Genomic DNA, 23,487 nt, shown 5'->3' on the forward strand with positions numbered 1-23,487 from the left:
ACGACCCAGGGTCGTGCCGCGCTTATATCTGCCTGACAAGATACCACGGCTTAAGGCGCGGTTCTGCCCTTGAGGGGCGCGGCCAGCTGACGATGGCAGCGGGCCAACAGATCGGCGGTGGTCTCCCAATCGATGCAGGCATCGGTGATGGAGACCCCGTAACGCATCTGCTCCTTGGGCTGCTCGCTGGACTGGTTGCCCTCCAGCAGGTTGGATTCGAGCATCACCCCTATGATGGAGCGGTTACCTTCCTGGATCTGGTGGATGACGTTGTCCGCCACCTTGGGCTGCAGGCGGTGATCCTTGCTGGAGTTGCCGTGGCTGCAATCTACCACCAGGCCAGGCAGCAGGCCGGCCTTCTCCAGCGCCTCTTCCGCCAGGGACACATTGACCGAGTCGTAGTTCGGGTGCTTGCCGCCGCGCAGGATCACGTGGCCATCCGGGTTGCCCTGGGTCTGAAGCAAAGCGACCTGGCCCTGCTGGTTGATGCCCATGAAGGCGTGAGGGCTGGAGGCCGCCTGCAGCGCATTGATGGCGGTGCCGAGGTTGCCGTCCGTGCCGTTCTTAAAGCCCACCGGCATGGAGAGGCCGGACGCCATCTCCCTGTGGGTCTGGGATTCCGTGGTGCGGGCGCCGATGGCCGACCAGGAGAAGAGCTCCGCCAGGTATTGGGGGCTGATGGGATCGAGCGCCTCGGTCGCCAGCGGCAACTCCAGCTCGGCGAGCCAGCACAGCAGCTCGCGGGCGCGGTGCAGCCCCAGCTCCACGTCGAAGGTCCCGTCGAGGTTCGGATCGTTGATAAAGCCTTTCCAGCCGACCGTGGTGCGTGGCTTCTCAAAGTAGACCCGCATGACAATGTAGAGAGAATCCTGATAGGCGTCATGCAGCGCTTTGAGTCTGGTTGCGTACTCTTTGGCGGCGTCCATGTCGTGGATGGAGCAGGGTCCACAGATCACCAGCAGGCGGTGATCGCGACGGTGGATGATGTCGGCTATGGTGTTGCGGGCCCCTTGCACGAATGCCAGCGCCCGATCGGAGATGGGTAACTTCTCCTTGAGCTGGGCAGGCGTGATCATCACTTGTTCGGACTGGATATGGATGTTGTTCAGGGGATCTCTTTGCATTTTCTCATTCTCTCTACTGTATCAAGCCAAAAGTGCGACTGTATTTTTATGTTTACACAAGTCATCACTTTGTTACGCAACCGCCCCCACCTTACCAAGGAAAAACAAACAATCAAGTGAAACCAGCGGTGAAACAGCTTAACAGGTGAATAAACGACCACCGCACTGACCTAAATAGCCATAAAATCGGGTACTAACCGTCACCAAAGAACAAAATATCGTAAATATAGATTTACATCCATAACTGTTAAATGAGTCGGCTTCGACCTCCCCTGCCCCTATCCCGGCCATAAAAAAGCGGGGCACCTGGCCCCGCTTGCGTTCCCGTACTCTCTTCTCGTTGTTATGCCTTGCCGTGCGCCTTGATGAGCTCTACCGCCTTGTCCGGGAAGTCGCTGAACACCCCGTCCACGTCCGCCTGATAGAGGAAGATGTTGAGCAGGTCGGTGAAGTCCTTGGCATAAGCCGGGATCTGACCCTGATCCTGGCGGAAGGTATAAGGATGCACCTTCAGACCGGCGGCGTGGGCCTCCTTCACCATGCCGGTGATCACCGGCTTGCCGGGAATGCCCGGCTCGGTGACGATCATCGGCTTCCAGGGACCGATTCCATCGGCGTAGGTGGCGATGGTTTTCATGGCCCCCGGCTTGAACATCCAGTCGTAGTCGTAGGGGGTCGCCTTGCCCTTGGCGTCGTAGACCATGGTCTCGTTCCAGTCGGTCTCGGCCATCAGCTGTACCAGCTTCAAGTCCATGCCCATAGCGGGCATCAGCTCGGTGTCGATGCGCTTGAGCTCATCCGCATCGAAGCTCTGCAGGTAGATCTTGCTCTCTTTATTGGTGTAGCCGTACTGCTTGAGCACCTTGAGGACCGCCTTGGAGATGTCCTTGCCCTCGTGGCGGAACAGCCAGGGGGCCTTGATCTCCGGGTAGATGCCGATCTGCTTGCCGGTGCTCTTGTTGAGCCCCTGGATCATCTCGATCTCCTCCTGGAAGCTGTGGATCTCGAAGCGGGACTGCCACAGGGGGAAGCGTGCCGGATAGACGGGCACCTGCTTGCCATCCACCAGCTGGAACGGCTCCGTCATGCGCAAGGAGCGCACCTCATCCAAAGTGAAATCCACCACATAGTAGCGACCATCGGCGCGGGCGCGGCCCGGGAAGCGCTCGGCCACGTCGGTGATGCCATCCAGGAAGTGATCGTGCATCACCACCAGCTGGTCATCCTTGGTCATCACCAGATCCTGCTCCAGATAATCAGCCCCCATGCCGTAGGCCAGCGCCTTGGACGCCAGGGTGTGTTCGGGCAGATAACCGGAGGCACCGCGGTGGGCAATGACCACCTTGCCCTCATCGGCCGCCAGGGCCGGCAATGTGAGGGCGGCTCCGAGGCCGAGGGCAATCAGGGAGAGAGGGATTTTTTTCATGAAGTGTGCTCTTTGTTATTGTTTATTGGATGTAGGTTGTTGTTATAGCAGAGGTTTATTGCAGTTTTACGGCGAGCGGCCAAGGCCGCCCGCCTGGATGTCAGCTCGCCTTGGGCAGGGCGTGGTGATGTTCGCCGAGCCAGGCCTGCAGCTGTTGTTGCTCGACTTCGGAGAGGCGCAGCCCCAGCTTGCTGCGGCGCCACAGGATGTCTTCCAGTGAGTGAGCCCACTCCCGGTTGATGAGGTAGCGCACTTCTGACTCATACAGACCGGCGCCGAAGTGCTGGCCGCGCTCCTCGTGCAGCCAGAGGCGGGCGTGGCTGCCGTAAGCCTCGGCGATGCGGCGCGCATTGCGCTCATCCAGCCAGTCGAATTCCAGTTGATAGGCGCGGGCCAGCTCGGCGGTGGTGCAGTCGAACTCGCCGCCGGGCAGCCGGCTGCTGGCGGTCCAATCCTCTCCCATCTGGTTGAACCAGGGTTTGAGCTTGTTGCAGGCGGCCTGGGCCAGCTTGCGGTAGGTGGTGAGCTTGCCGCCAAACACCGACAAGAGCGGTGCGCCGTCGGATTCACCGGACAGCTCAAGGGTGTAGTCGCGGGTCACCGCCTGGGGGGAGTCGGACTCGTCATCGCAGAGTGGCCGCACCCCGGCGTAGGTCCAGATGACCTCTTCGGGAGAGATCTGGCGGGTGAAGTGGGCGTTGACCACCTTGCACAGGTACTCTACCTCGGCGCTGCTGATCTTCGCCTCCCGCGGATCCCCCCTGTGCTCCACGTCCGTGGTGCCGATCAGGGAATAGTCCTGCTGATAGGGGATGACGAAGACGATGCGGTTGTCCTCGTTTTGCAGGATATAGGCCTCTTCGCGCTCATGGATGCGCGGCACTATGATGTGGCTGCCCTTGATGAGGCGAATGCCGCGGGGAGATTTCTCGTGCAGGCTCTCGTCATAGAAGGTCTTGACCCAGGGGCCGGCCGCGTTGACCAGGCCACGGCAGGTGACGTTGAACTGCTCGCCGCCGGCTCGCTCCAGGGTCAGGGTCCAGTGCTTGGAGCCGCGCACCGCCTTGACGCAGCGGGTACGGGTCTCGACCAGCGCGCCCTTGTCCCGGGCCAGCATGGCGTTGAGCACCACCAGACGGGCGTCGTCCACCCAGGCGTCGGAATACTCGAAGCCCTTGTTGATGCCGTTCTTCAGGCCATCCTGGGGCAGGAAGCGCAGGCCGCAGCTGCCCTTGAGCTTGTCCCGCTTGGCCAAATTGTCATAGAGGAAGAGGCCGGCGCGGATCATCCAGGCCGGGCGCAGGTGCGGGCGATGGGGCAAACGGAAACGCATGGGGCGGGCGATGTGCGGAGCCATGCCGAGCAGCACCTCCCGCTCCGCCAGCGCCTCTTTCACCAGCCGGAATTCGTAGTGCTCGAGGTAGCGCAGGCCACCGTGGATCAGTTTGCTGGAGTTGGAGGAGGTGGCCGAGGCGAGATCTTGCGCCTCGAACAGCGCCACCTTCAGCCCCCGCCCCGCCGCATCCGCCGCAATGCCGACGCCGTTGATACCGCCGCCGACGACGACCAGATCATAATGTTCGCTCATGTTCACCTACTTTCTTATTTTGGCTTTGCCATGACAGCAATGTTTGATTTCGCTCATATTAGAACATGAAAAAATGATAAACGAACATTTTATGGAGGAAATGTGATCGGGATTGTTCTGACAATGCTAAAAAATGCTGCCAGTCGGTGACCAGGGGTCACTCGGACGCAACCCGGCAGCCCTGTACCAGGCCACCGCCTGTGAGAGAGCGCGCGAATGCGCCGGGCAAAGGGGTGAAAATCAAGGTCAAGGTCAAGGTCAAGGTCAAGGTCAGGGCAGTGAAAGAGTGATACGGGGGAATGGAAGAAGGGATCGGGAAGTGCAGAGACAAAGCGGCCGCCAGTCGGCGGCCTGATGCCTGATCAGAGAGGGGTTAGCAGATGTGGCAGGGGATCTGGTGCTGGGTCATCAGCCGCATCAGCCGCTCCGGGGGCTCCTCGTCCGTGAACAGGGCGTGGATCTGGCTGAGGTTGCCGAGGTTGACCATGGCGTTGCGACCGAACTTGGTGTGATCCGCGGCCAGGAACACCTGGCGGGAGTGGGCGATGATGGCCTGGGCGATCTTCACCTCGTGATAGTCGAAATCGAGCAGGGAGCCGTCGTTGTCGATGCCCGAGATGCCGATGACGCCGTAATCCATGCGGAACTGGCCGATGAAGTCACGGGTCGCCTCCCCCACTATGCCCCCATCCCGGTTGCGGATCTCGCCGCCGGCGATGATGACGGTGAAGTCATCCTTGGCGGTGAGTATGCTGGCGACGTTCAGGTTGTTGGTGACGATGCGCAGCTCACGGTGATCGAGCAGGGCGCGGGCGATGGCCTCGGTGGTGGTGCCGATGTCGATGAAGAGCGAGGAGCCGTCGGGGATATTGGCGGCCACCTCGCGGGCGATGCGCTCCTTCTCCTTGAGCTGCATGACTTTACGGGCGCTGTAGGCGGTATTGACCGTGCTCGAATGCAGGGAGGCGCCGCCGTGATGACGCCGGATCTTGTTCTGCTCCGCCAGATCGTTCAGGTCCCGGCGAATGGTCTGGGGGCTGACGTCAAAATGGGTCACCAGATCGTCGGTCGAGACAAAGCCCTGCCTGGTCAGGACGTCCAGGATCTCCAGATGTCGTTGGGTTTGCTTCACGCTTGCACTCCGCAGATGAGACGAAAAAAGGCCCCGGCAGTGCGGGGCCTTTGGCAGTGTACCCTATCCCTTTTCCGATGGATAAGGGCAGGATCACGTTTTATGCCTTGTTGGCGGCGGCCTTGTGAGCCAGAGACTGGTTCTCGTGCTTGAGGGTCATGGCCAGCAGCACGATGGAGAGCACGCAGGAAACCACCAGCACCATGAAGCCACCGTCCCAGCCGAAGTGGTCGACGGTGTAGCCCAGCATGGCGTTGGCGGCCACGGCGCCCCCCAGATAACCGAACAGCCCGGTGAAACCGGCGGCGGTACCGGCGGCCTTCTTCGGCGCCAGCTCCAGGGCGTAGAGGCCGATCAGCATGACGGGGCCATAGATGAGGAAGCCGATGGCGACCAGGGCCATCATGTCCACGCTCGGGTTGCCCGCCGGGTTCAGCCAGTAGACCAGCACGGCCAGGGTCACCAGCACCATGAAGAGGATGCCGGCCGGGGCGCGGCGGCCCTTGAACATCTTGTCCGAGATCCAGCCGCACAGCAGGGTGCCCGGGATCCCCGCCCACTCATAGAGGAAGTAGGCCCAGGAGGAGTGATCCACGCTGAAGTCTTTCGCTTCTTTCAGGTAGGTCGGCGCCCAGTCCAGCACGCCGTAGCGAATGAGGTAGACGAAGGCGTTGGCGATGGCGATGTACCACAGCAGCTTGTTGTGCAGCACGTACTTCATGAAGATCTCCTTGGCGGAGAACTCCTGCTCGTGACTCTCGTTGTAATCCTGCGGGTAGTCGTTCTTGTACTCCTCGATGGGGGGCAGACCGACGGATTGCGGGGTGTCGCGCATCACGAAGAAGGCGATCACCGCGATGGCCGCCGCCGCCGCCGCGGGCACGTAGAAGGCGCTGCGCCAGTCGTTGAACCAGCCCATGCCGAGGATGAACAGCGGGCCTATCATGCCGCCGCCCACGTTGTGGGCCACGTTCCAGACCGAGACGATCTCGCCCCGCTCCTTCTGTGACCACCAGTGCACCATGGTGCGGCCGCAGGGGGGCCAGCCCATCCCTTGCACCCAACCGTTCAGGAACAGCAGCACGAACATGATGGCGATGCTGGAGGTAGCCCAGTGCATGGTCCCCATCATGAACATGATGCCGGCCGAGAGCAGCAGACCGGCGGAGAGGAAGTAACGGGCGTTGGATCGGTCCGACACGTTGCCCATCAGGAATTTCGACAGGCCATAGGCGATGGAGACCCCGGACAGGGCCAGGCCCAGATCACCGCGGGAGAAGCCCTGCTCGATGAGATAGGGCATGGCCAGGCTGAAGTTCTTGCGTACCAGGTAGTAGCCGGCATAACCGAAGAAGATCCCGAAAAACACCTGCCAACGCATGCGCTTGTAGAAGGGATCGACCTTGTCGGCCGGCAACCGCTCGATATGGGGCGCGGGCCTGAAGAGACTAAGCATGTTCTGCTTCCTTATTGTTGTAATGGGCAGTAGAGGGTGCCCTGGACATGTTTACGACCAGTGAGTCCTAATTCGTAAGCGAGCCAATTGTGCTCATTTGTGAACATTTAATCTGTGATGGCGGCTAAATTATTGCAGTTTTATTACAAAATAAATCACCGAGTGAGTGTTCGCTCATTAGCCTGAACCCCTGATAGAACAAGGATTGCGGGTACCCACTAAGTGGTAAACCAATCCAAGTTAGCGGCTATTTGTCACATTTTCTTAGCAATGAGTGGGATCTTGTCCACATTTCCGATGGCAGGGGTCTGGTGAATTGGCACAGAAGAGTTATTTTCTCTCCCGTCCAAGAACGAGCGCAAACGAGCATAACGTTTGCGTCAACTCAAACAACAAGAAGAAACGTTTTCGGGCGCAATTAATGGGACAAAAAGATAACGAAACGGAACATCAAACCTACTCTGGGTGGATATAAGGAATAAAAGGTATGAGCATACAAAGACCCAATACCCTGCTTGGCGAGTGTCTCGCCGAGTTTATCGGAACCGGCCTGCTGATCTTCTTCGGCGTCGGTTGTGTGGCCGCCCTGGTGCTGGCCGGTGCCAACTTCGGGCAATGGGAAATCTCCATTACCTGGGGGCTCGGCGTCGCCATCGCCATCTATGTGACCGGCGGCATCTCAGGTGCCCACCTGAACCCGGCCGTGACCCTGGCACTGATGACCTTCGCCGGCTTCGACAAGCGCAAGGTGGTGCCCTTCATCATCGCCCAGATAGCGGGCGCCTTCGCCTCCGCCGCCCTGGTCTACTTCCTGTATGCCAACCTCTTCACCCAGTGGGAACTGACCCACAACGTGGTGCGCGGCAGCATAGAGAGCCTCGGCACCGCCGGTATCTTCTCCACCTACCCCAACGCCCTGCTCTCCAACATGCAGGCGTTCACGGTAGAGCTGGTGATCACCGCCGTGCTGATGCTGGGCATCATGGCACTCGGTGACAGCAACAACGGTGCCCCCAAGGGCTTCGCCGCCGCCCTGCTGATCGGCATCCTGATTGCGGTGATCGGTGCCTCCCTCGGCCCCCTGACCGGCTTTGCCATGAACCCGGCCCGTGACTTCGGTCCCAAGCTGTTCGCCTTCTTCGCAGGCTGGGGTGACGTCGCCCTGACCGGCGGTCGCGACAACCCCTACTTCTGGGTTCCCATCCTGGGCCCCATCGTCGGCGCCCAGATCGGTACCGCCCTCTATGTGAAAGTGCTGGCTCCCTGCGTCCCGGGCAACCGTGTCGCCACCGAAGAAGCCACCAAAGTGTCTAATAAAGAAGAGGCCGCCGCCTAAGAGCGGTTCCTCACGTGGAAAATAAGAACGTGGAGAACATCATGTCTGCTGATAAGAAATATGTCGTCGCCCTGGATCAAGGCACCACCTCGTCCCGCGCCATCGTCTTTGACCAGAATGCCAACATAGTCGCGACCTCCCAGCGCGAGTTCACCCAGCACTACCCCAAGGCGGGCTGGGTCGAGCACGACCCCATGGAGATCTGGGCCACCCAGTCCTCTGTCTTCACCGAGGTGCTGGCCAAGAGCGGCCTGCACAGCGAGCAGATCGCCGCCATCGGCATCACCAACCAGCGTGAAACCACAGTGGTGTGGGAAAAAGCCACCGGCAAGCCCATCTACAACGCCATCGTCTGGCAGTGCCGCCGCACCGCCGCCATCTGCGAGGAGCTCAAGGCCCGCGGTCTGGAAGAGTATGTGCGCGAGAACACCGGCCTGGTGCTGGACGCCTACTTCTCCGGCACCAAGGTGAAGTGGATCCTGGACAACGTGGAAGGGGCCCGCGAGAAGGCGATGAACGGCGAGCTGCTGTTTGGCACCATCGATACCTGGCTGGTGTGGAAGATGACCAACGGCGAGGTGCACGTCACCGATCCGACCAACGCGTCCCGTACCATGCTCTACAACATCCGCGATCTGAAGTGGGATGAGCGCATGCTGGACGAGCTCGGCATCCCCATGTCCATGCTGCCGGAAGTCAAACCCTCCTCCGAGGTGTATGGCTACACCACTCGTGGCGGCGGCGCCCGCATTCCCATCGCCGGCATCGCCGGTGATCAGCAGTCCGCCCTGTTCGGTCAGCTCTGCTTCGAGAAGGGCATGGCCAAGAACACCTATGGCACCGGCTGCTTCATGCTGATGAACACGGGCACAGAGCCGGTTCGCTCGAATAACGGCCTGCTGACCACGGTCGCCATCGGCCCGAAAGGGGAAGTGAACTATGCCCTCGAGGGTGCCGTGTTTATGGGTGGCGCCACCATCCAGTGGCTGCGCGATGAGCTCAAAATCATCCACGACGCCCGCGACACCGACTACTTCGCCTCCAAGGTGGGTGACACCAACGGCGTCTACCTGGTACCGGCCTTCGTCGGTCTGGGCGCCCCCTACTGGGATCCGTACGCTCGCGGCACCATGGTCGGCCTGACCCGGGGCGCGAACCGCAACCACATCATCCGCGCCGCGCTCGAATCCATCGCCTACCAGAGCCGCGACGTGCTGGATGCCATGCAGCAAGACTCCGGCATCAAGCTGGCGGCACTGAAGGTAGACGGCGGCGCCGTGGCCAACGACTTCCTGATGCAGTTCCAGGCGGACATGATGCACACCCCGGTGGTGCGTCCGACCCGCATCGAGACCACCGCCATGGGCGCCGCCTTCCTGGCGGGCCTGGCGGTCGGCTTCTGGAAGAGCTCGGAAGAGCTGGAAGACAAGTTCAGCGTGGACCGCGAGTTCATCCCCCAGATGGACAGGGAAGATCGCGCCAAGCGCTACAACGGCTGGAAGAAGGCGGTGGAGCGCTCCCGCCGCTGGGCAGAGGAAGATTGATCGGGCGATCAACCTTCTCCGTTAGATAAAAAAGAGGCCGACAGCGATGTCGGCCTCTTCTTTATGTTTCAAATCCACCATAAGCAGCATAACTGCACCGTCAAAATCGGCGCATCACAGCTCATTGGCGCCGAGCCGCTCCTTCAGGAAGTCGAGCCAGACCCGCAGCCGGATGTCCCGCTGGGCATCTGAGTAGAAGACCGCATGGACGGGGCGCGACGCGCCGCTGTTGCTGCGAGCCAGCACCTCCACCAGGGCGCCGCTCGTGCGATCCGGCCCGGTCATGAAGTCCGACAGACAGACGATCCCCTGCCCCGCCAGCGCCAGTTGGCGCAGGGTTTCACCACTGCTGGCCCTCAGGGTCGGGGTGATGGCAAATCGGTCGCCCTGCTCTGCACTTAACAGCGGCCAGTGGTTGAGGTGATCGGGATGCAGAAAGCCGAGCAGCTCGTGCCCTGCCAGCAGATTCGCCGGCTGGCGCGGGGTGCCTCGCTGTGCCAGATAAGCCGGAGAGGCCAGCAACCGCAGCTTGGAGCGCCCAAGCGGCAGGGCGCGCAGGGAGGAATCCGTCAGCTCGCCGATGCGAATGGCCATGTCCACCCGCCGCTCCATCAGGTTGATGAAGCCCTCCGAGCTGTGCAGTTGCAGCTCTATGCCGGGGTAGCGGCGGCGAAACTCGCCGATGATGGGCACCAGCCGGTGCAGTATGAAGGGGGTGGCGGCATCGACTCGCAATATGCCCTCCGGTTGTTCCCGGCGCATCAGCAGGTGGCTCTCGGCCTCGCTCATCTCGGTCAGCACCCTGACCGCCCGCTGATAGAACCAGCTCCCCTCCTCGGTCAGGCTGACCCGGCGGGTGGTGCGGTTGAGCAGCACGGTGGCGAGCTTCTCCTCGAGCCGCTTGATGCCGCGGCTCACCACGGAATTGTCCATCCCCAGATTCTCCGCCGCCTGGCGAAAACTGCCCGCCTCCACCACGGCCACGAACAGGGTCAGTTCATCGGAATGGGTCTTCATTGTTGTTATCCTGGCAAGAGCGATGGCGTTTTATAGACGCAATATCGATAGATTGGCAAGCCATTCCCCCCGACGCTCCTTTTACGCAAAAAGAAAGAGGCCAGGCGGCGAACCGCTTGGCCTCTTTGCATCAGCAGCAAGCCACTGACTTATTTGACTTTCTCAACCTTGGGAGGTACCCAGCTACCATCCAGGATCGCCTGCTCGCCCCAGTAGGCGCGGATATAGAGGGAGAGCGTCCCCTCGGGGGCCGGCAGCCAGTTGTTGAGCTTCTCCTTGGCCGGCGCCTTGTGGCTCACATACAGGGTCAGGGAGCCATCGTCATTGAGCTTGAGATCCTTGTTCTTGGTGCCAAGCGAGTAGCGGTTCAGCTCGTTCGGGCTGAACAGGTGCTTGCTGTTGTAGAGGGTCAGGGACCAGAACCCCTTCACCGGTGGCAACTGCCCCTTGGCAAAGGTGACTGTGTAGTCGTGCTTGCCATCGAGCTGCACCCCGCCCGCGTCGTTGTCCGTGTAGAAGTACTGGGTCTCATCGGGCTTGTTGTCGAACATGTTCGACTTGGAGGTGCCGGTGCGGTTGTAGTAATCCACCCCGAACTCGGCGTTGTGCTTGGAGCGGTTCCAGCCATTGCCCGCCGGTACCCCGTTGTTCTGCCACTTGAAGAAGTCGGCGATCACCGTCTTGTCGGTCTGCTCCGCCGCCTCGTTCATCCACTGGCGCACCTTGGGATCCTGCTTGCCGGCCGCCACCAGATGGCGGAACTGGGCATAGAGGGCCTCTTCCCCGGGCAGGGGGGCGACCTTGGTCAGCACGTTGTCGAATTGATCGAAGAACTTGTCCGGGATGACCCACTTGGTCTCACCGGCGCTGGGGTTGGGCTTCTCGCCGATGGAGGGGATGTTGGCGTAGTCATAGGACTTCATCTTGCCGTCGAACTGGCTGAGCGGGTAAGTCATCACCTCCCGCACCGGCGTCTGCACCGCGGCGCGATCGGCCTGGGTGTCGTCCATCTGCACCCGCGGGATCACGTTGGCCATCTCGGTGGAGGAGCGGATGACCCCCTCCATCCCCTTGGGGGTCTCCCCTTGCCAGTTTGGCCCCACCAGCAGGTAGAAGCCGGGCTTGGAGCCATAGGGCTTGCCGAGGTTCGCTATCTGGTCGGTGCGGGCATCGTAGATGGCATAGACCCAGAAGCGATCGCCAAAGTCGGGCACCTGGATGACCACGGGTTCTTTATCCAGCTCGAAGAAGCCCAGGCCATAGACCACGTCCTGATTCGGGCAGGTGACGAAGGTTTCCGCCGGTTTGATGTAGTCCGTCAGCATACTCAGCTGCCCCATGGGAGCGACCGGTACCATGCCGCCGTTGAGGGCCGGCTCGGGGGCCTGGGTGATGGTGGCCCGGCGATTGAACTGGTTCACCATGGGATAGCCCCAGATATAGGCCTGCTGGGCGATGGCCTTCACATAGGCCTCCGGCATGCGCACCTCGGCGGCAGGCTTGTTCAGTTGATCGAACGTCGTGGGATGGGGAATGGTCAGGGGGGCCGACTGGGCCATGGCTCCCGCACTCAGGGCGAGGGCGGTCAGCCAGACGAGTTTTTTCAATTTCATCCTGTTCTCCTCAAAGGGATGCCATCTCCCGGCACACCAGGACGGCGGCCGGGAGCATGTCGGGTTTACTGATTCACCTTGACCAGATCGTCCGGGATCCAGGTCTGGTCATAGAAGCCGTCTTCCGTGCCATAGAGGCGCAGGGCCACCAGGAAGTTGCGTCCTTCGATGGTCTTGATGAAGGCGCTGTCTGCCACATCCTTGGGCTTGCTCGGCCCGAACCAGAGATCGATGGAACCATCCTGGTTCTTCGGAATATCGTAATAGCCGTTGGTGGAGGGCAGCAGCTGATCCGTCTCCGGCATGGTGCCGTCGGTGATGTTGTAGGCGGTCACCGCCCAGAACAGGGCCGCCGGCGGGTTGGCTGGCAGGTGCAGCTTGTAGGTATTACCGCCATCCAGGTGCTTGCCGTCCTTATCCTTGGTCGCATAGGGGTACTTGGAGCCCGCCCCCGTGGTGTGCATCACCATGGCCGCCGCACTCGAGTAGGCGATCTGGAAGAAGGCGGCACGCTGGTTCTTGTCCAGGGTGGCGTACTGCATCCACTCGGCGGTGGCTCCCGCCCAGGAGTTCTCCCACTGGCGGTTCGGGTAGTAGAGCTGGCGCTGATCGTCGCGTCCCACCTGACGGCGCGCCAGGATCATGCGGGGCGCCATCTCCACCGCCTTCTTGAGCGCCGCCTCTTGCTCCTTGCTCGGGTTGAACGGCTTGCCCTTGACGATGCCGATGCTGAGCAGGGCGCTACGGGTCTGGTCCGGAATGGCCGTCAGGGGCTCGTAATCGACGAACGCCTTCAGTTTTTGCCAATAGGTCCCGTCCGTCGGATACATCATGGTGACCCGCTTGCCGCTCGCATCCGGGAACTGCATCGGTTTGACATCCTTCTCCACGTCCCACAGGGGATAGACCCGGGTGGTCTCGGCATTCTTGACCGCCGGGGCCGGATCCGGCTTGCCCTCCCCCTTGCCCATGATGGTGCGAAAGAACAGGAAGACGTTGTAAGTGGAGGACTTGAACGCGAAATAGCCTTGGGGCACAGGCCCTTCGTAATCCGGCGGCAGCAGGAGGTAGAGACCGCCACGGGCGCGATCCGGGCCTATGGCCCCCACATCCGTGATGGTCTGCTGGAAGAAGTCGGTGAACATGCCGATGACGTTGGCGGGGGCCTTGATGACAAGGGGGCCTGTCTTTTTCAGATCCAGATAGCTCATGGAGTAGATGACATCGCCGTTCGGGGTCGGCACCACGGCGCGGCTGTCCATGCGCTCCTTCCACACAGGCAACACATTGTAGCCGCTGCCAAAGGCGGCCTCGGAGCCGTCCCGCAGACCTATGGTGTTCATCAGCGGCAACGAGACCAGATAGGCCTGTATCGCATCCTGGTAATAGAGCTCATCGCTCAGGGACTTGGCCTCGGCCTCATCCAGCCAGTTGCCCTTGTTCAGCTGGGTCATCAGGGGAGACATGGGGGCCTCTGCCGCCGCCAGCATGGGGCTGGCCCCGAGCAGGGCGATGAGGATCGTCGATGAGAGATATCCATGCTTCATATTGCGATTCCTTCGTTTGTGTCGTCGGCGAAAGATGTCTAATGAGATGCCGCTTACCAGAATGGTCTCTGCTGAGTGCATGGTCAACACAACATGGGATTAACGTATATGCTTCTTTCGAAATGAAAATACGCAAAATGCAACAAACGGAAGCCTTGGCCATCCGGCCGAATTTATGCCAATGAGGAGGGATGAGATGAAATACAAAGGAAGCTGTCACTGCGGCAAGGTGGCATTCGAAGTGGAAGGGGAGCTGACCCAGGCCATGGCCTGCAACTGCTCCATCTGCCAGCGCAAGGGGTCCCTGCTGTGGATGCTGCCGCGCGCCAAGCTGACGCTGCTGACCCCGGACGAGGCGGCCAGCACCTACACCTTCCACAAGCACGTGGTTAAACACCGATTCTGCCCCGTGTGCGGCATCCACCCCTACTGCGATGGCGTGGATCCCAAGGGCAATCACATAGTCGCCGTCAATGTCCGCTGCCTGGAGGGGGTCGATCCCGAGGCGCTGCCGGTGCAGCATTACGATGGCCGAGCCCTGTGAACGGGCGCTGAGCCCCATAACTCGCACGTCGGGGCAATCAAGTTCAGGCGTGCGATAAACGCCCCTTCCCACCACCGACCTCCCCCAGAGTCTGCCAACTCCTCACACTGACGATGTGATCTTGTGCAAGCATCCGAGCCGATAATAAGGCTACAATCGACGCCCACATAGGGATGTTCTCAGCCGGCGTCTTGTCGCCAGCTCCGCTTGGTTGCCACAAAAGGGAAGCAGATGTCATTTGAACACCGCCTGTTCGCCGCCCATAAGGAGCTGGCCAGCAAGGGCATTAAGGAACTCAACTACAACCAGCCACTCATCTGGCTGCTGCGAAAGGCGGGGCTCAATATCAGACCGCCCCACTATGAGCACTTTATGGTCAACCTGCTCACCATGGGGCTACCGACAGGCATCATCTGGGGTCTGTTGATGTGGTTCTTCGGTTGGGAGCATGAGGTGAGCCTGGGGTATGCCCTGCGCCAGACCTGTTTCTTTGCCATCGGTGTCGGCCTGCTGACGGCCATCGTCTTTTGGGTGCGCCGCCGGCAGCTCAAGCTGACCCCCTGGGAGGCACTGCCCAACTCCACGCCACGGACCCAGCAGCGTTGGCAGCCCAGATAATTACGAGGCAGCCATCACAGATCGTTTGCAACAGAGGGGAGCAGCCATGACCAAGGCCCATGAAAAACTGAACTATGTGGAGTTTGCCGCCAGGGATCTCGCGGCCACCAAGGCCTTCTTTACCGCCACCTTCGGCTGGCAGTTTGTGGATTACGGCCCCGACTACGCTGCGTTTACGGGGGAAGGGCTGGATGGTGGCTTCTACCGGGCGGATCTCTGCGGCCAGAGCGCCCAGGGCGGCGCCCTGCTGGTGTTCTACAGCGCCGACATTGCCGCGACCCAGGCCAGGGTGTGCCAGCATGGCGGCACCATCATTCGCCCCCTGTTCGACTTCCCCGGTGGCCGCCGCTTCCACTTCGTCGAGCCCAGCGGCAATGAATTTGCGGTCTGGTCTGAGGCGGCTAACTCCTAGTAACTAAAACTGTCAATGTGCTTGGTCTATCGATTTATGTTTTATTAAACAGGTTTGTTTCAAGATCATTAGCACCTTTTATATTAACAAGACAACGTGGAGTGTTCATGCGAGCGTTTTTAGAGCGAAATAAAATTTACTTTGAAACCATTACTCCTAGCATAATTAGCATAATTGCCTTGTTAATATCGCTATCATCACTAAACATGACTAAACGGCAGATTGAAATATCCACTTCTGATGCCCAACCACATTTTTATATCAAGGAATATTACTTATACGATAGTGACTTAAAGTTAGCTTATGAAACAGAGTTAAAAACTTTTAACTCTGGGGCAGACATCACAAATTATGAAGATACTCTTCGCACCTTCGCTTCAATTGAATTTTACTCAGAGAAAGGCAAGGAAACTATCCATATACCATTGAATGGATATTACGGAGGCTCAACTAAAACTCAAAATAGCAAAGGGGAGATGACTAAATACATTGGTCCCAACAACAATATTTTATTCTCAAAAATAAATGATGGCCTTAGCTCCGTAACGTTTAGAGATAAATATGGCTTCGCATTCATATCATTAAATCACGCAGTTCGAATCTCATATAAAAACAAGCTTTCCAATGAGGGGTATGCGTATTTTATAAATACAAACTCCGTATCCAAAGAAGAGTATGAATCCTTTCTGGATGTATTTAACAAATCTAATCTTGTTGATTTCTCGAAGCTAACCCCTAATGTTATTGGCGCTGCAATTGAAAAGGCCAGGGCATCGACAATTAATAAAGTGTGACGTTTAAAATTCACATAAATGAGCCCGCCTTAGAGGTTTCTTTATTCTCCTCATTGCTGCTCTGCCAACAATAGTGTTTTGCGGCGACGCCCCTCTTTCCCACCCGCCGCCACAGGCATACTGACTCTCGTTGTCTCGAGGAGAGTCAGATGTCCGTTCCCGTCATAGTGATTGCCCAACTCAGGGCCGCCCTGACACCACTGATCGCGGCCAGCCAGCAAGAGGCCGGTTGCCTGCGCTATCAGCTGCACCAGAGCCTGGACGCGCCCCACGGCTGGATGCTGCACGAGGAGTGGGCGAGCGAAGATGCGCTCATCGCCCACCAGCAGACGCCCCACTTTATTGCCTTCGTGGCCCAGACCCGGGGCTGGTTTGCCAGAAGCGCCGTTCGCCGCTATCACTTGGCCTGACCGCCTACACCACCTTGCTGCCCATCAAGAGAGTCAGCCAACGATGGCGACCCCAGTGGTGGGCAAACCCGATACACAAGAGCGTAAAAATAGAGAACATGAGGAAATTGATGATGAAAATGCCTGCAATCGGTTTGGGAACCTTCCGCCTGAAGGGCGAGCCTTTGGTTGCCACTCTGAACACCGGCCTCGAGCTCGGCTATCGCCATATCGATACCGCTCAGATCTATGACAACGAGTCCGAGGTGGGCCAGGTGCTGGCCAGCACGAGCGTCCCCCGCAACGAGATCTACCTGACCACCAAGGTGTGGACCAGCGAGTTCGGCCCGGGCAAGGTGATCCCGAGCCTCAAAACCAGCCTTGATAAGCTGCGCACCGACTATCTGGACCTGGCACTCATCCACTGGCCCTCCCCCAAAAATGAGGTGCCCATGGCCGTCTACCTGGAGCAGCTGGCCGAGGCCAAGGCCCAGGGGCTGACCCGGGAGATAGGAGTTTCCAACTTCACGGTCGCTCAGCTCAAAGAGGCCATCACCATCCTGGGGCCGGGCGCCATCGCCCACCAGCAGGTGGAGATTCACCCCCTGCTGCAAAACCGCAAGGTGGTGGAGTTCTGCCGCGAGCAGGGTATAGCCCTCACCGCCTATATGCCGCTCGCCTATGGCAAGGTGCTGAGCGAGCCGCTCCTGCTGGAGATCGGCAAGCGCCACGGGGTCTCCCCGGCCCAGGTGTCCCTGGCCTGGCTGCTGGCCCAGGGCATGACGGTGATCCCTAGCTCCACCAAGCGGGAGAATCAGGCCGCCAACCTGGCCGCTCTCAAGGTGCAGCTCAGCGCCGAGGAGATGGCCCAGATAGCGACCCTGGATCGGGGCGAGCGCTGCGCCAATCCGGACTTTGCCCCGGCCTGGGACTGATCCCCTCATCCCCAGCCCTTCCCCCGCCAGGGGAGAAGGGAGGACACAGCAGTCCGGGACCATTCTGTGACCCTAGCGGGAGGCATCATGCCTCCCGCTTTTTTTCGTCTTCCCCACCATCACTAGGCATCTGACACAGGACGCTACCCAGCCCATCGCCGCCCTGCAAGGCTGACTGCCGTCCCCTTAAAGCGGCCCTCGCGCCACTCATCCCCTGTCACCCTGCCATTGCTGCAAATAAATCAAAAGTAATTTGATGTCATCGTCATTTTTGCCAACAAACTCCGGGGGCATACTGCCGCCATTCTCCCGTCGGGAGTCACCATTCAAGGAGTTTGTATGCCACTGGCGTTGTTTGCCCTCACCCTGAGTGCCTTTGCGATCGGCACCACCGAATTTGTCATCGTGGGGCTCATTCCCACCATAGCCGAGCAGTTACACGTCTCCCTGCCCTCGGCGGGCCTGCTGGTCAGCCTCTACGCCCTCGGCGTTGCCATCGGCGCCCCCGTGTTGACGGCGCTGACCGGCAAGCTGCCGCGCAAGTGGCTACTGGTGGGCCTGATGGCGCTGTTCACCGCCGGCAACCTGCTGGCCTGGCAGGCCCCCGGTTACGAGAGCCTGATCGTCGCCCGCGTGCTGACCGGGCTGGCCCACGGGGTCTTCTTCTCGGTGGGCAGCACCATAGCCACGGGTCTGGTGGCCAAGGAGAAGGCGGCGAGCGCCATCGCCATCATGTTCAGCGGCCTGACGGTGGCCCTGGTGACCGGCGTGCCGCTCGGCACCTGGATTGGCCAGCAGTTCGGCTGGCGCGAGACCTTCCTGGTGGTGAGTCTGCTCGGGGTCATCGCCATGGTGGGCAGCCTGCTGCTCATTCCAAACAACCTGCCCAAGGGCGCGGCCTCCAGCATTCGTGAACAGCTCTCGGTGCTGACCCACAAGCCGCTGCTGCTGGTCTATGCCAAGACGGCGCTGGGTTACGGCGGCGCCTTCACGGCCTTTACCTTCCTCGCCCCCATCTTGCAACAGGTGAGCGGCTTTGGCGCCAACGCGGTGAGCCTGATCCTGCTGGTGTACGGGGTCTCGGTGGCGGTCGGCAACATCTGGGGCGGAAAGCTCGCCGACAAGATGGGCCCGCTGCCCGCCTTGAAGCTGTTGTTTGCCGGCCTCGCCCTGGTGCTGCTCGTCCTCACCTTCACCGCACCGCACCCTGTGCTCGCCGTGCTCACCGTGCTGGTGTGGGGTGCCTTCGCGTTTGGCAACGTGCCTGGGCTGCAGGTGCTGGTGGTCAAACAGGCCGAAATCCACACCCCCAATGCCGTGGACGTGGCCTCCGGCCTCAACATCGCCGCCTTCAACGTCGGCATCGCCCTGGGTTCTGTGGTGGGCGGTTTCGTGGTGGATCACCTGGGATTGATGCACACTCCCTGGATCGGGGCCCTCATAGTGCTGCTGGCCTATGGCCTGACCCATATCAGCGAGGCCAGTGCACGCCGCGCCGCGCGCCCGGCGATCGCCTAAGCCCCGGGCAACAAAAAGGCCGACACCCAGTGTCGGCCTTTTTCATTGGCAAGATGGTGCGGCTCAAGACTCCTTGAGATCCTCATCCGCGGCCCAGCGCGCCTCGAGCCAGAGCAGATTGACCAGGCCGCACAGCAGCGCAAACCCCAGCCCCAGTATCCAGGTGAAATACCACATATCGAAGACTCCTCAATTCCGGTGTTAGTAGAGGCTATGGCCGTGTTCGCGCACCTGCTCGGTGCTCATCTTGCCCCGCGCCACCCAGTAGACCCAGAGGGTATAGCCGATGTTGATGGGCATCAGCACGGCGACTATCCCCAGCATGATGAAGAGGGTGCGCTCGCTGGAGGTGCCATCCCACAGGGTCAGGCTGCTCGACGGATCCAGGGACGAGGGCAGCACGAAGGGGAACAGGGCGATGGCGATGGTCAGCATCATGGCGGCGCAGGCACCGCCGCTGGCCAAGATGGCGAGGCGCGCCCGGCCAAGGGTGCTTGCCAGCGCGCTCATGAGCGGCAGCAAGAGGCCCAGGGCCGGCACAGCCCAGAGCACGGGGTGCGCCATGAAGTTGCCAAACCAGCCATCCGGCGCCGTCGTCACCTGTTTCATCAGGGGGGTCAGGGCGCTGTTAAGATCCCCAATCTCGGCTATCTGGTAGCCGCGCATCTGGCTGAGCCAGAAGCCGCCCAAGGCAAACAGGGCGCTTGCCAGGGGGCCGAGCCAGCGGCTCTGACGGGCGCAACGCGCCGCTATCACCCCTTGGGTCTTGCACTGCAGGAAGCTGCAGCCGTGGAGCATCAGCAGGGCCAGCGCCGTCCCCATGCAGGTGAAGAGCAGGGGCCAGTTGAAATCGAAGGCGCCATAGTGGATGCGAAGGGCCGAGTCGAAGCGAAACGGCAAGCCTTGCAACAGGAAGCCGATCGTCGCGCCAAACACCAGGGTCGGCAGCAGGGCTCCCATCACCAGGGCCCGGTCCCACCAGCGGCGCCACACGGGGTCCGGCAGCTTGCTGCGATAGTCAAAACCGACCGGGCGCAGGAAGAGGCCGAACAGCAGGAACATGAAGGGCACATAGAGGGCCGAGAAGGAGGCGGCATAAACCAGGGGCCAGGCGGCGAACAGGGTGCCGGCGCCGGCGATCAGCCACACCTGGTTGCCCTCCCACACGGGCCCCACGCTGTTGAGCAGCACCCGCCGCTCTTCATCGCTCTTGGCCACCACGGGCAACAGCATGCCGACCCCGAGATCGAAGCCATCCATCACCACGAAGCCGATGAGCAGGAAGAGCACCAGCCCCCACCAGACGAGTTTCAGGGTTTCGTAATCCATCAGACGGGACTCCCGTTTTTCAACACTTCACCTTGATAACGACCCGTCTGCAGGCTGGCGGGCCCTTTGCGGATCACGTGACGCAACAAGAACAGCTCCACCACCAGCAGCGTGCTGTAGATGAGGAAGATGGAGATGAGGCTGAACCAGAGTTGGCCCGGTTGCAGCAAGGAGACAGAGGCCGACACCGGCAGCACGTCGCTGATGGTCCAGGGCTGGCGACCGAACTCGGCCACGAACCAGCCCGCCTCGATGGCAATCCAGGGCAGCGGTATGCTCCAGAGCAGGGCCTTGAGCAAGCGGGTCGATTGCACCAGCCGGCCTCGGCACAGCTGCAGGAAGGCGGCGGTAAAGAGCAGCAGCAGCACCACGCCTATGCCCACCATCAGTCGGAAGCTCCAGAACAGCGGCGCCACCTGGGGGATGGAGTCGTCCACCGCCTTGGCGATGGCAGCCTCGTCCGCCTTGCCAATCTCCTTGGCGTAGGGGGTCAGCAGCAGGCCGTAGCCGAGATCGGCGCGGTGGCGCTCGAAGGTGGCCCTGGCCTCGGCATTGCTACCATCCGCTCGCAGGGCCTCCAGGGCATCGTGGGCCAGCATGCCGCTGCGAATGCGCACCTCGTGCTCGGCCTTGAGATCCTTGAGCCCCGTCACCTGCTCATCGAGGGAGCGGGTGGCTATGATACCCATCAGATAGGGGATCTTGACCGCGGCATGGGTGGTCTCGGCGCTCTGATCCGGCAGGCCGAACAGGGTAAAGGAGGCAGGGGCTGGCTCGGTGTGCCACTCCGCCTCGATGGCGGCGAGTTTCACCTTCTGCACCTCGCCGGTGCGATAGCCAGACTCGTCACCCAGTACGATGACCGAGAGGATGGCGGCCAGGCCGAAGCCCGAGGCGATGGCGAAGGAGCGCAGGGCGAAGCGCACCTCCATGCGGCGCAGCAGATACCAGCTGCTCACCCCCATCACGAACAGGGAGGCGGCCACATAGCCCGCCGCCACCGTGTGCACGAACTTGACCTGGGCCACCGGGTTGAAGATCACCGCTGCCACGTCCACCAGCTCCATGCGCATCGTCATGGGGTTGAACTCGGCGCCGACCGGGTTCTGCATCCAGCCGTTGGCGATGAGGATCCAGAGGGCGGAGAGATTGGAGCCGAGCGCCACCAGCATGGTCACCAGCAGGTGCTGACCCCGGGAGAGTTTGTCCCAGCCAAAGAAGAAGAGACCCACCAGGGTGGACTCCAGGAAGAAGGCCATCAGCCCCTCCACCGCCAGCGGGGTACCGAAGATGTCGCCGACGTAGTGGGAGTAGTAGGCCCAGTTGGTCCCGAACTGGAACTCCAATGTGATCCCGGTAGTCACCCCCATCACGAAGTTGATGCCGAACAACTTGCCCCAGAAGCGGGTGATGTCCTTGTAGATCACCTTGCCGGTCATCACGTAGGCCGACTCGGCAATCACCAGGATCCAGGACAGCCCCAGGGTGAGGGGTACAAACAGAAAGTGGAACATCGCCGTCGCGCCGAACTGTATTCGGGAGAGGCTGACCACATCATCCAGGCTTATCATGCATGACTCTCTATGTTGCATTTAACAGACAGGTTTTCGCCCGTTAAGTACAACACGTGCCATGACACCTATAACAGATGCAGTTATAGTGAAATACACCTATAACAGTTTGAGCCCACCATGTCCCGCTACGGCCAACTGGCAGATCAGCTGCAGCAGCAGATAGAGAGCGGCGTCTGGCGGCCGGGGGAGCGCATCCCCTCCATCCGCCAGAGCTGCAAGACCCATCACCTCAGCCCCATGACGGTGCTGCAGGCCTATCAGCTGCTGGAGAGCCGCGGCCTAGTGCTGGCGCGGCCCCAGTCCGGTTACTACGTCAAGGCTGCCGCCTCTCCCCAGCGCATCAGCGCCCCCCAACAGGCGCACTACAGCGGCTCTGTGGACATCAACGATCTGGTGTTCGAGGTGCTGCAGGCGAGCAAGTCCCGGGATCTGGTGCCGCTCGGCATGGCGGTGGCGGATCCCGCCCTCTTCCCCCACCCCCAGCTCGGCCGGGCCCTCGGCAGTTGCATGCGCCGGCTCGATCCCTTCAGCACGGTAGCGGACCTCCCCCCCGGCAACGAGACCCTGCGCCGGGCCATCGCCCGCCGCTACGCGGACGACGGCCTGCTGGTCGACCCCCAAGAGATCATCATCACCACGGGGGCCATGGAGGCGCTCTCCCTCAGCCTGCAGGTGCTGACCGAGCCGGGGGACTGGGTGGTGGTGGAGTCCCCCACCTTCTACGGCGCCCTGCAGGCCATAGAGCGCCTGCAGCTCAAGGCGGTGGAGATCCCCGTGATCCCCGGGGTCGGCATCGATCTCGCCTTGCTGGCACAGGCCCTGGCCCAGCGCCCCATCAAGGCGTGCTGGCTGATGGGCAACGTCCAGCACCCGCTCGGCCACACCATGCCGGATGGCCACAAGGAGGCGCTGATGCTGTTGCTCAACGCCCACCGGGTGCCTCTGGTGGAGGACGACGTCTATGCGGAGATCTATTTTGGCCGCGAGCGGCCGCGCCCGCTCAAGCATTGGGACGCGCGAGGGGACAGCCTGCTGTGCAGCTCGTTCTCCAAATGCCTGGCGCCGGGCTTTCGGGTCGGCTGGGTGGTGGCGGGCCCCCATGCCGAGCGCATCCAGCGACTGCAGTTGATGTCGACCCTGTCGACCAATGTGCCGAGCCAGCTCGCGCTTGCCGACATGCTGCGCCAGGGCGGGGTAGATGCCCACTTTCGCCGCCTGCGCCACACCCTGGCCCAGCGCCAGCAGCAGATGCGGGCCGCCCTGCTGCGCCTCTTGCCCCTGGATGTGCGCATCTCCTCCCCCGATGGCGGCTACTTCCTCTGGCTGGAATTTGACGAGCGCCTCGACAGCCGGGCCCTGCATGCCCGGGCGCTCGCCTGCGGCTTTTCGCTCGCGCCCGGGGCGCTGTTTTCCAGCCAGGGCCAACACAACCACTGCCTGCGCCTGAACAGCTCCCATCCCTGGAGCCCAGCGCTGGAGGCAGCCCTCGTCCAGCTGGCGGAGCTTATCCGGCAGCAGTTGGACAAACCCTCGTTGCGTTGAGCCCCTGAGGCAGTCGCAGCCCCTTTTCTCACTTTATTTTTCCGGGGCT

Annotated in this window: 21 protein-coding genes; 10 read left to right on the forward strand and 11 right to left on the reverse strand. The window is 61.0% G+C overall.

What is annotated here, in order from left to right; genetic code table 11:
- Window positions 1-50: 50 nt before the first annotated feature.
- The 5 genes from ACRCYW_RS08950 to glpT all read right to left on the reverse strand — a co-directional run bounded on the left by ACRCYW_RS08950 (window position 51) and on the right by glpT (window position 6,726).
- A complete protein-coding gene (locus ACRCYW_RS08950; RefSeq protein WP_438549773.1) occupies window positions 51-1,124 on the reverse strand; it encodes a 3-deoxy-7-phosphoheptulonate synthase in 1,074 nt (357 codons plus the stop codon).
- 343 nt (window positions 1,125-1,467) lie between these two features.
- A complete protein-coding gene (gene glpQ, locus ACRCYW_RS08955) occupies window positions 1,468-2,550 on the reverse strand; it encodes a glycerophosphodiester phosphodiesterase (RefSeq protein WP_438549774.1) in 1,083 nt (360 codons plus the stop codon).
- Between the two features lie 100 nt (window positions 2,551-2,650).
- A complete protein-coding gene (gene glpD / locus ACRCYW_RS08960) occupies window positions 2,651-4,138 on the reverse strand; it encodes a glycerol-3-phosphate dehydrogenase (RefSeq protein WP_438549775.1) in 1,488 nt (495 codons plus the stop codon).
- A gap of 373 nt (window positions 4,139-4,511) precedes the next feature.
- Complete coding sequence (locus ACRCYW_RS08965) at window positions 4,512-5,270, reverse strand: DeoR/GlpR family transcriptional regulator (protein ID WP_349921707.1); 759 nt, start codon at window positions 5,268-5,270, stop codon at window positions 4,512-4,514.
- 100 nt (window positions 5,271-5,370) lie between these two features.
- Entirely contained in the window at window positions 5,371-6,726 is a 1,356-nt protein-coding gene (gene glpT / locus ACRCYW_RS08970) for a glycerol-3-phosphate transporter (protein ID WP_438549776.1), read from the reverse strand.
- 487 nt (window positions 6,727-7,213) lie between these two features.
- Between glpT and ACRCYW_RS08975 the strand changes: the two genes are divergently transcribed.
- Complete coding sequence (locus ACRCYW_RS08975; RefSeq protein ID WP_438549777.1) at window positions 7,214-8,062, forward strand: MIP/aquaporin family protein; 849 nt, start codon at window positions 7,214-7,216, stop codon at window positions 8,060-8,062.
- 41 nt (window positions 8,063-8,103) lie between these two features.
- Window positions 8,104-9,606, forward strand: a complete 1,503-nt coding sequence (gene glpK / locus ACRCYW_RS08980; protein ID WP_438549778.1) for a glycerol kinase GlpK — start codon at window positions 8,104-8,106, stop codon at window positions 9,604-9,606.
- Between the two features lie 114 nt (window positions 9,607-9,720).
- Here glpK and ACRCYW_RS08985 read toward each other — a convergent pair whose 3' ends face one another.
- The 3 genes from ACRCYW_RS08985 to ACRCYW_RS08995 form a co-directional block, all read right to left on the reverse strand.
- On the reverse strand, window positions 9,721-10,623 hold the full coding sequence (locus ACRCYW_RS08985) for a LysR substrate-binding domain-containing protein (protein ID WP_438549779.1): 903 nt from the start codon (window positions 10,621-10,623) through the stop codon (window positions 9,721-9,723).
- A 149-nt stretch (window positions 10,624-10,772) separates the two neighbouring features.
- Window positions 10,773-12,236, reverse strand: a complete 1,464-nt coding sequence (locus tag ACRCYW_RS08990; RefSeq protein ID WP_438549780.1) for a DUF1254 domain-containing protein — start codon at window positions 12,234-12,236, stop codon at window positions 10,773-10,775.
- Between the two features lie 65 nt (window positions 12,237-12,301).
- Window positions 12,302-13,783, reverse strand: coding sequence for a DUF1254 domain-containing protein (locus ACRCYW_RS08995; protein ID WP_438549781.1), 1,482 nt, complete (start codon window positions 13,781-13,783; stop codon window positions 12,302-12,304).
- A gap of 196 nt (window positions 13,784-13,979) precedes the next feature.
- On the opposite strand from ACRCYW_RS08995, the gene ACRCYW_RS09000 reads away from it, so the two are divergent.
- From ACRCYW_RS09000 to ACRCYW_RS09030, 7 genes are all read left to right on the forward strand, one after another.
- Window positions 13,980-14,327 carry a GFA family protein gene (locus ACRCYW_RS09000; RefSeq protein WP_100859547.1) on the forward strand — a complete coding sequence of 116 codons (348 nt, stop codon included), beginning with the start codon at window positions 13,980-13,982 and terminating at the stop codon, window positions 14,325-14,327.
- 231 nt (window positions 14,328-14,558) lie between these two features.
- A complete protein-coding gene (locus ACRCYW_RS09005) occupies window positions 14,559-14,945 on the forward strand; it encodes a DUF6404 family protein (protein WP_438549782.1) in 387 nt (128 codons plus the stop codon).
- A 46-nt stretch (window positions 14,946-14,991) separates the two neighbouring features.
- Window positions 14,992-15,357: a VOC family protein gene (locus tag ACRCYW_RS09010; protein WP_438549783.1), complete on the forward strand. Its 366-nt coding sequence runs from the start codon at window positions 14,992-14,994 to the stop codon at window positions 15,355-15,357.
- A 107-nt stretch (window positions 15,358-15,464) separates the two neighbouring features.
- The gene (locus ACRCYW_RS09015) at window positions 15,465-16,151 is read left to right on the forward strand and encodes a hypothetical protein (RefSeq protein ID WP_438549784.1); all 687 of its coding nucleotides are present in this window, start codon (window positions 15,465-15,467) and stop codon (window positions 16,149-16,151) included.
- A 149-nt stretch (window positions 16,152-16,300) separates the two neighbouring features.
- Complete coding sequence (locus ACRCYW_RS09020; RefSeq protein WP_438549785.1) at window positions 16,301-16,561, forward strand: putative quinol monooxygenase; 261 nt, start codon at window positions 16,301-16,303, stop codon at window positions 16,559-16,561.
- 110 nt (window positions 16,562-16,671) lie between these two features.
- Window positions 16,672-17,475, forward strand: a complete 804-nt coding sequence (gene dkgB, locus ACRCYW_RS09025) for a 2,5-didehydrogluconate reductase DkgB (protein ID WP_438549786.1) — start codon at window positions 16,672-16,674, stop codon at window positions 17,473-17,475.
- A gap of 339 nt (window positions 17,476-17,814) precedes the next feature.
- Window positions 17,815-18,993 carry an MFS transporter gene (locus ACRCYW_RS09030; protein ID WP_438549787.1) on the forward strand — a complete coding sequence of 393 codons (1,179 nt, stop codon included), beginning with the start codon at window positions 17,815-17,817 and terminating at the stop codon, window positions 18,991-18,993.
- A 63-nt stretch (window positions 18,994-19,056) separates the two neighbouring features.
- On the opposite strand, the gene cydX is transcribed toward ACRCYW_RS09030, so the two are convergent.
- From cydX to ACRCYW_RS09045, 3 genes are read right to left on the reverse strand one after another with little or no spacing between them, the layout of a single operon-like run.
- Window positions 19,057-19,170 carry a cytochrome bd-I oxidase subunit CydX gene (gene cydX, locus ACRCYW_RS09035; protein ID WP_005310033.1) on the reverse strand — a complete coding sequence of 38 codons (114 nt, stop codon included), beginning with the start codon at window positions 19,168-19,170 and terminating at the stop codon, window positions 19,057-19,059.
- 24 nt (window positions 19,171-19,194) lie between these two features.
- Window positions 19,195-20,322 carry a cytochrome d ubiquinol oxidase subunit II gene (gene cydB / locus ACRCYW_RS09040; RefSeq protein WP_438549788.1) on the reverse strand — a complete coding sequence of 376 codons (1,128 nt, stop codon included), beginning with the start codon at window positions 20,320-20,322 and terminating at the stop codon, window positions 19,195-19,197.
- Window positions 20,322-21,893: a cytochrome ubiquinol oxidase subunit I gene (locus ACRCYW_RS09045; RefSeq protein WP_438549789.1), complete on the reverse strand. Its 1,572-nt coding sequence runs from the start codon at window positions 21,891-21,893 to the stop codon at window positions 20,322-20,324. The genes cydB and ACRCYW_RS09045 overlap by 1 nt, the downstream gene beginning before the upstream one ends.
- A 120-nt stretch (window positions 21,894-22,013) precedes the next feature.
- Here ACRCYW_RS09045 and ACRCYW_RS09050 point away from each other — a divergent pair, with 120 nt between their 5' ends.
- The gene (locus ACRCYW_RS09050; RefSeq protein WP_438549790.1) at window positions 22,014-23,438 is read left to right on the forward strand and encodes a PLP-dependent aminotransferase family protein; all 1,425 of its coding nucleotides are present in this window, start codon (window positions 22,014-22,016) and stop codon (window positions 23,436-23,438) included.
- The last annotated feature ends 49 nt before the right edge of the window (window positions 23,439-23,487 follow it).

Origin of the sequence: Aeromonas sp., from assembly GCF_051657805.1 — a bacterium.
In the GTDB taxonomy this organism is placed as follows: Bacteria; Pseudomonadota; Gammaproteobacteria; order Enterobacterales; family Aeromonadaceae; genus Aeromonas.

Bases quoted from the DNA above. Each gene is read 5' to 3' on its own strand.
- cydB (WP_438549788.1), bottom strand. From the start codon at position 20,322: ATGGATTACGAAACCCTGAAACTCGTCTGGTGGGGGCTGGTGCTCTTC.
- ACRCYW_RS09050 (WP_438549790.1), top strand. From the start codon at position 22,014: ATGTCCCGCTACGGCCAACTGGCAGATCAGCTGCAGCAGCAGATAGAG.
- dkgB (WP_438549786.1), top strand. From the start codon at position 16,672: ATGATGAAAATGCCTGCAATCGGTTTGGGAACCTTCCGCCTGAAGGGC.
- ACRCYW_RS08995 (WP_438549781.1), bottom strand. From the start codon at position 13,783: ATGAAGCATGGATATCTCTCATCGACGATCCTCATCGCCCTGCTCGGG.
- ACRCYW_RS08985 (WP_438549779.1), bottom strand. From the start codon at position 10,623: ATGAAGACCCATTCCGATGAACTGACCCTGTTCGTGGCCGTGGTGGAG.
- ACRCYW_RS09045 (WP_438549789.1), bottom strand. From the start codon at position 21,893: ATGATAAGCCTGGATGATGTGGTCAGCCTCTCCCGAATACAGTTCGGC.
- ACRCYW_RS09020 (WP_438549785.1), top strand. From the start codon at position 16,301: ATGTCCGTTCCCGTCATAGTGATTGCCCAACTCAGGGCCGCCCTGACA.
- glpQ (WP_438549774.1), bottom strand. From the start codon at position 2,550: ATGAAAAAAATCCCTCTCTCCCTGATTGCCCTCGGCCTCGGAGCCGCC.
- ACRCYW_RS09030 (WP_438549787.1), top strand. From the start codon at position 17,815: ATGCCACTGGCGTTGTTTGCCCTCACCCTGAGTGCCTTTGCGATCGGC.
- ACRCYW_RS08975 (WP_438549777.1), top strand. From the start codon at position 7,214: ATGAGCATACAAAGACCCAATACCCTGCTTGGCGAGTGTCTCGCCGAG.
- ACRCYW_RS09000 (WP_100859547.1), top strand. From the start codon at position 13,980: ATGAAATACAAAGGAAGCTGTCACTGCGGCAAGGTGGCATTCGAAGTG.
- glpT (WP_438549776.1), bottom strand. From the start codon at position 6,726: ATGCTTAGTCTCTTCAGGCCCGCGCCCCATATCGAGCGGTTGCCGGCC.
- cydX (WP_005310033.1), bottom strand. From the start codon at position 19,170: ATGTGGTATTTCACCTGGATACTGGGGCTGGGGTTTGCGCTGCTGTGC.
- glpD (WP_438549775.1), bottom strand. From the start codon at position 4,138: ATGAGCGAACATTATGATCTGGTCGTCGTCGGCGGCGGTATCAACGGC.
- ACRCYW_RS08990 (WP_438549780.1), bottom strand. From the start codon at position 12,236: ATGAAATTGAAAAAACTCGTCTGGCTGACCGCCCTCGCCCTGAGTGCG.
- glpK (WP_438549778.1), top strand. From the start codon at position 8,104: ATGTCTGCTGATAAGAAATATGTCGTCGCCCTGGATCAAGGCACCACC.
- ACRCYW_RS09010 (WP_438549783.1), top strand. From the start codon at position 14,992: ATGACCAAGGCCCATGAAAAACTGAACTATGTGGAGTTTGCCGCCAGG.
- ACRCYW_RS09015 (WP_438549784.1), top strand. From the start codon at position 15,465: ATGCGAGCGTTTTTAGAGCGAAATAAAATTTACTTTGAAACCATTACT.
- ACRCYW_RS09005 (WP_438549782.1), top strand. From the start codon at position 14,559: ATGTCATTTGAACACCGCCTGTTCGCCGCCCATAAGGAGCTGGCCAGC.
- ACRCYW_RS08950 (WP_438549773.1), bottom strand. From the start codon at position 1,124: ATGCAAAGAGATCCCCTGAACAACATCCATATCCAGTCCGAACAAGTG.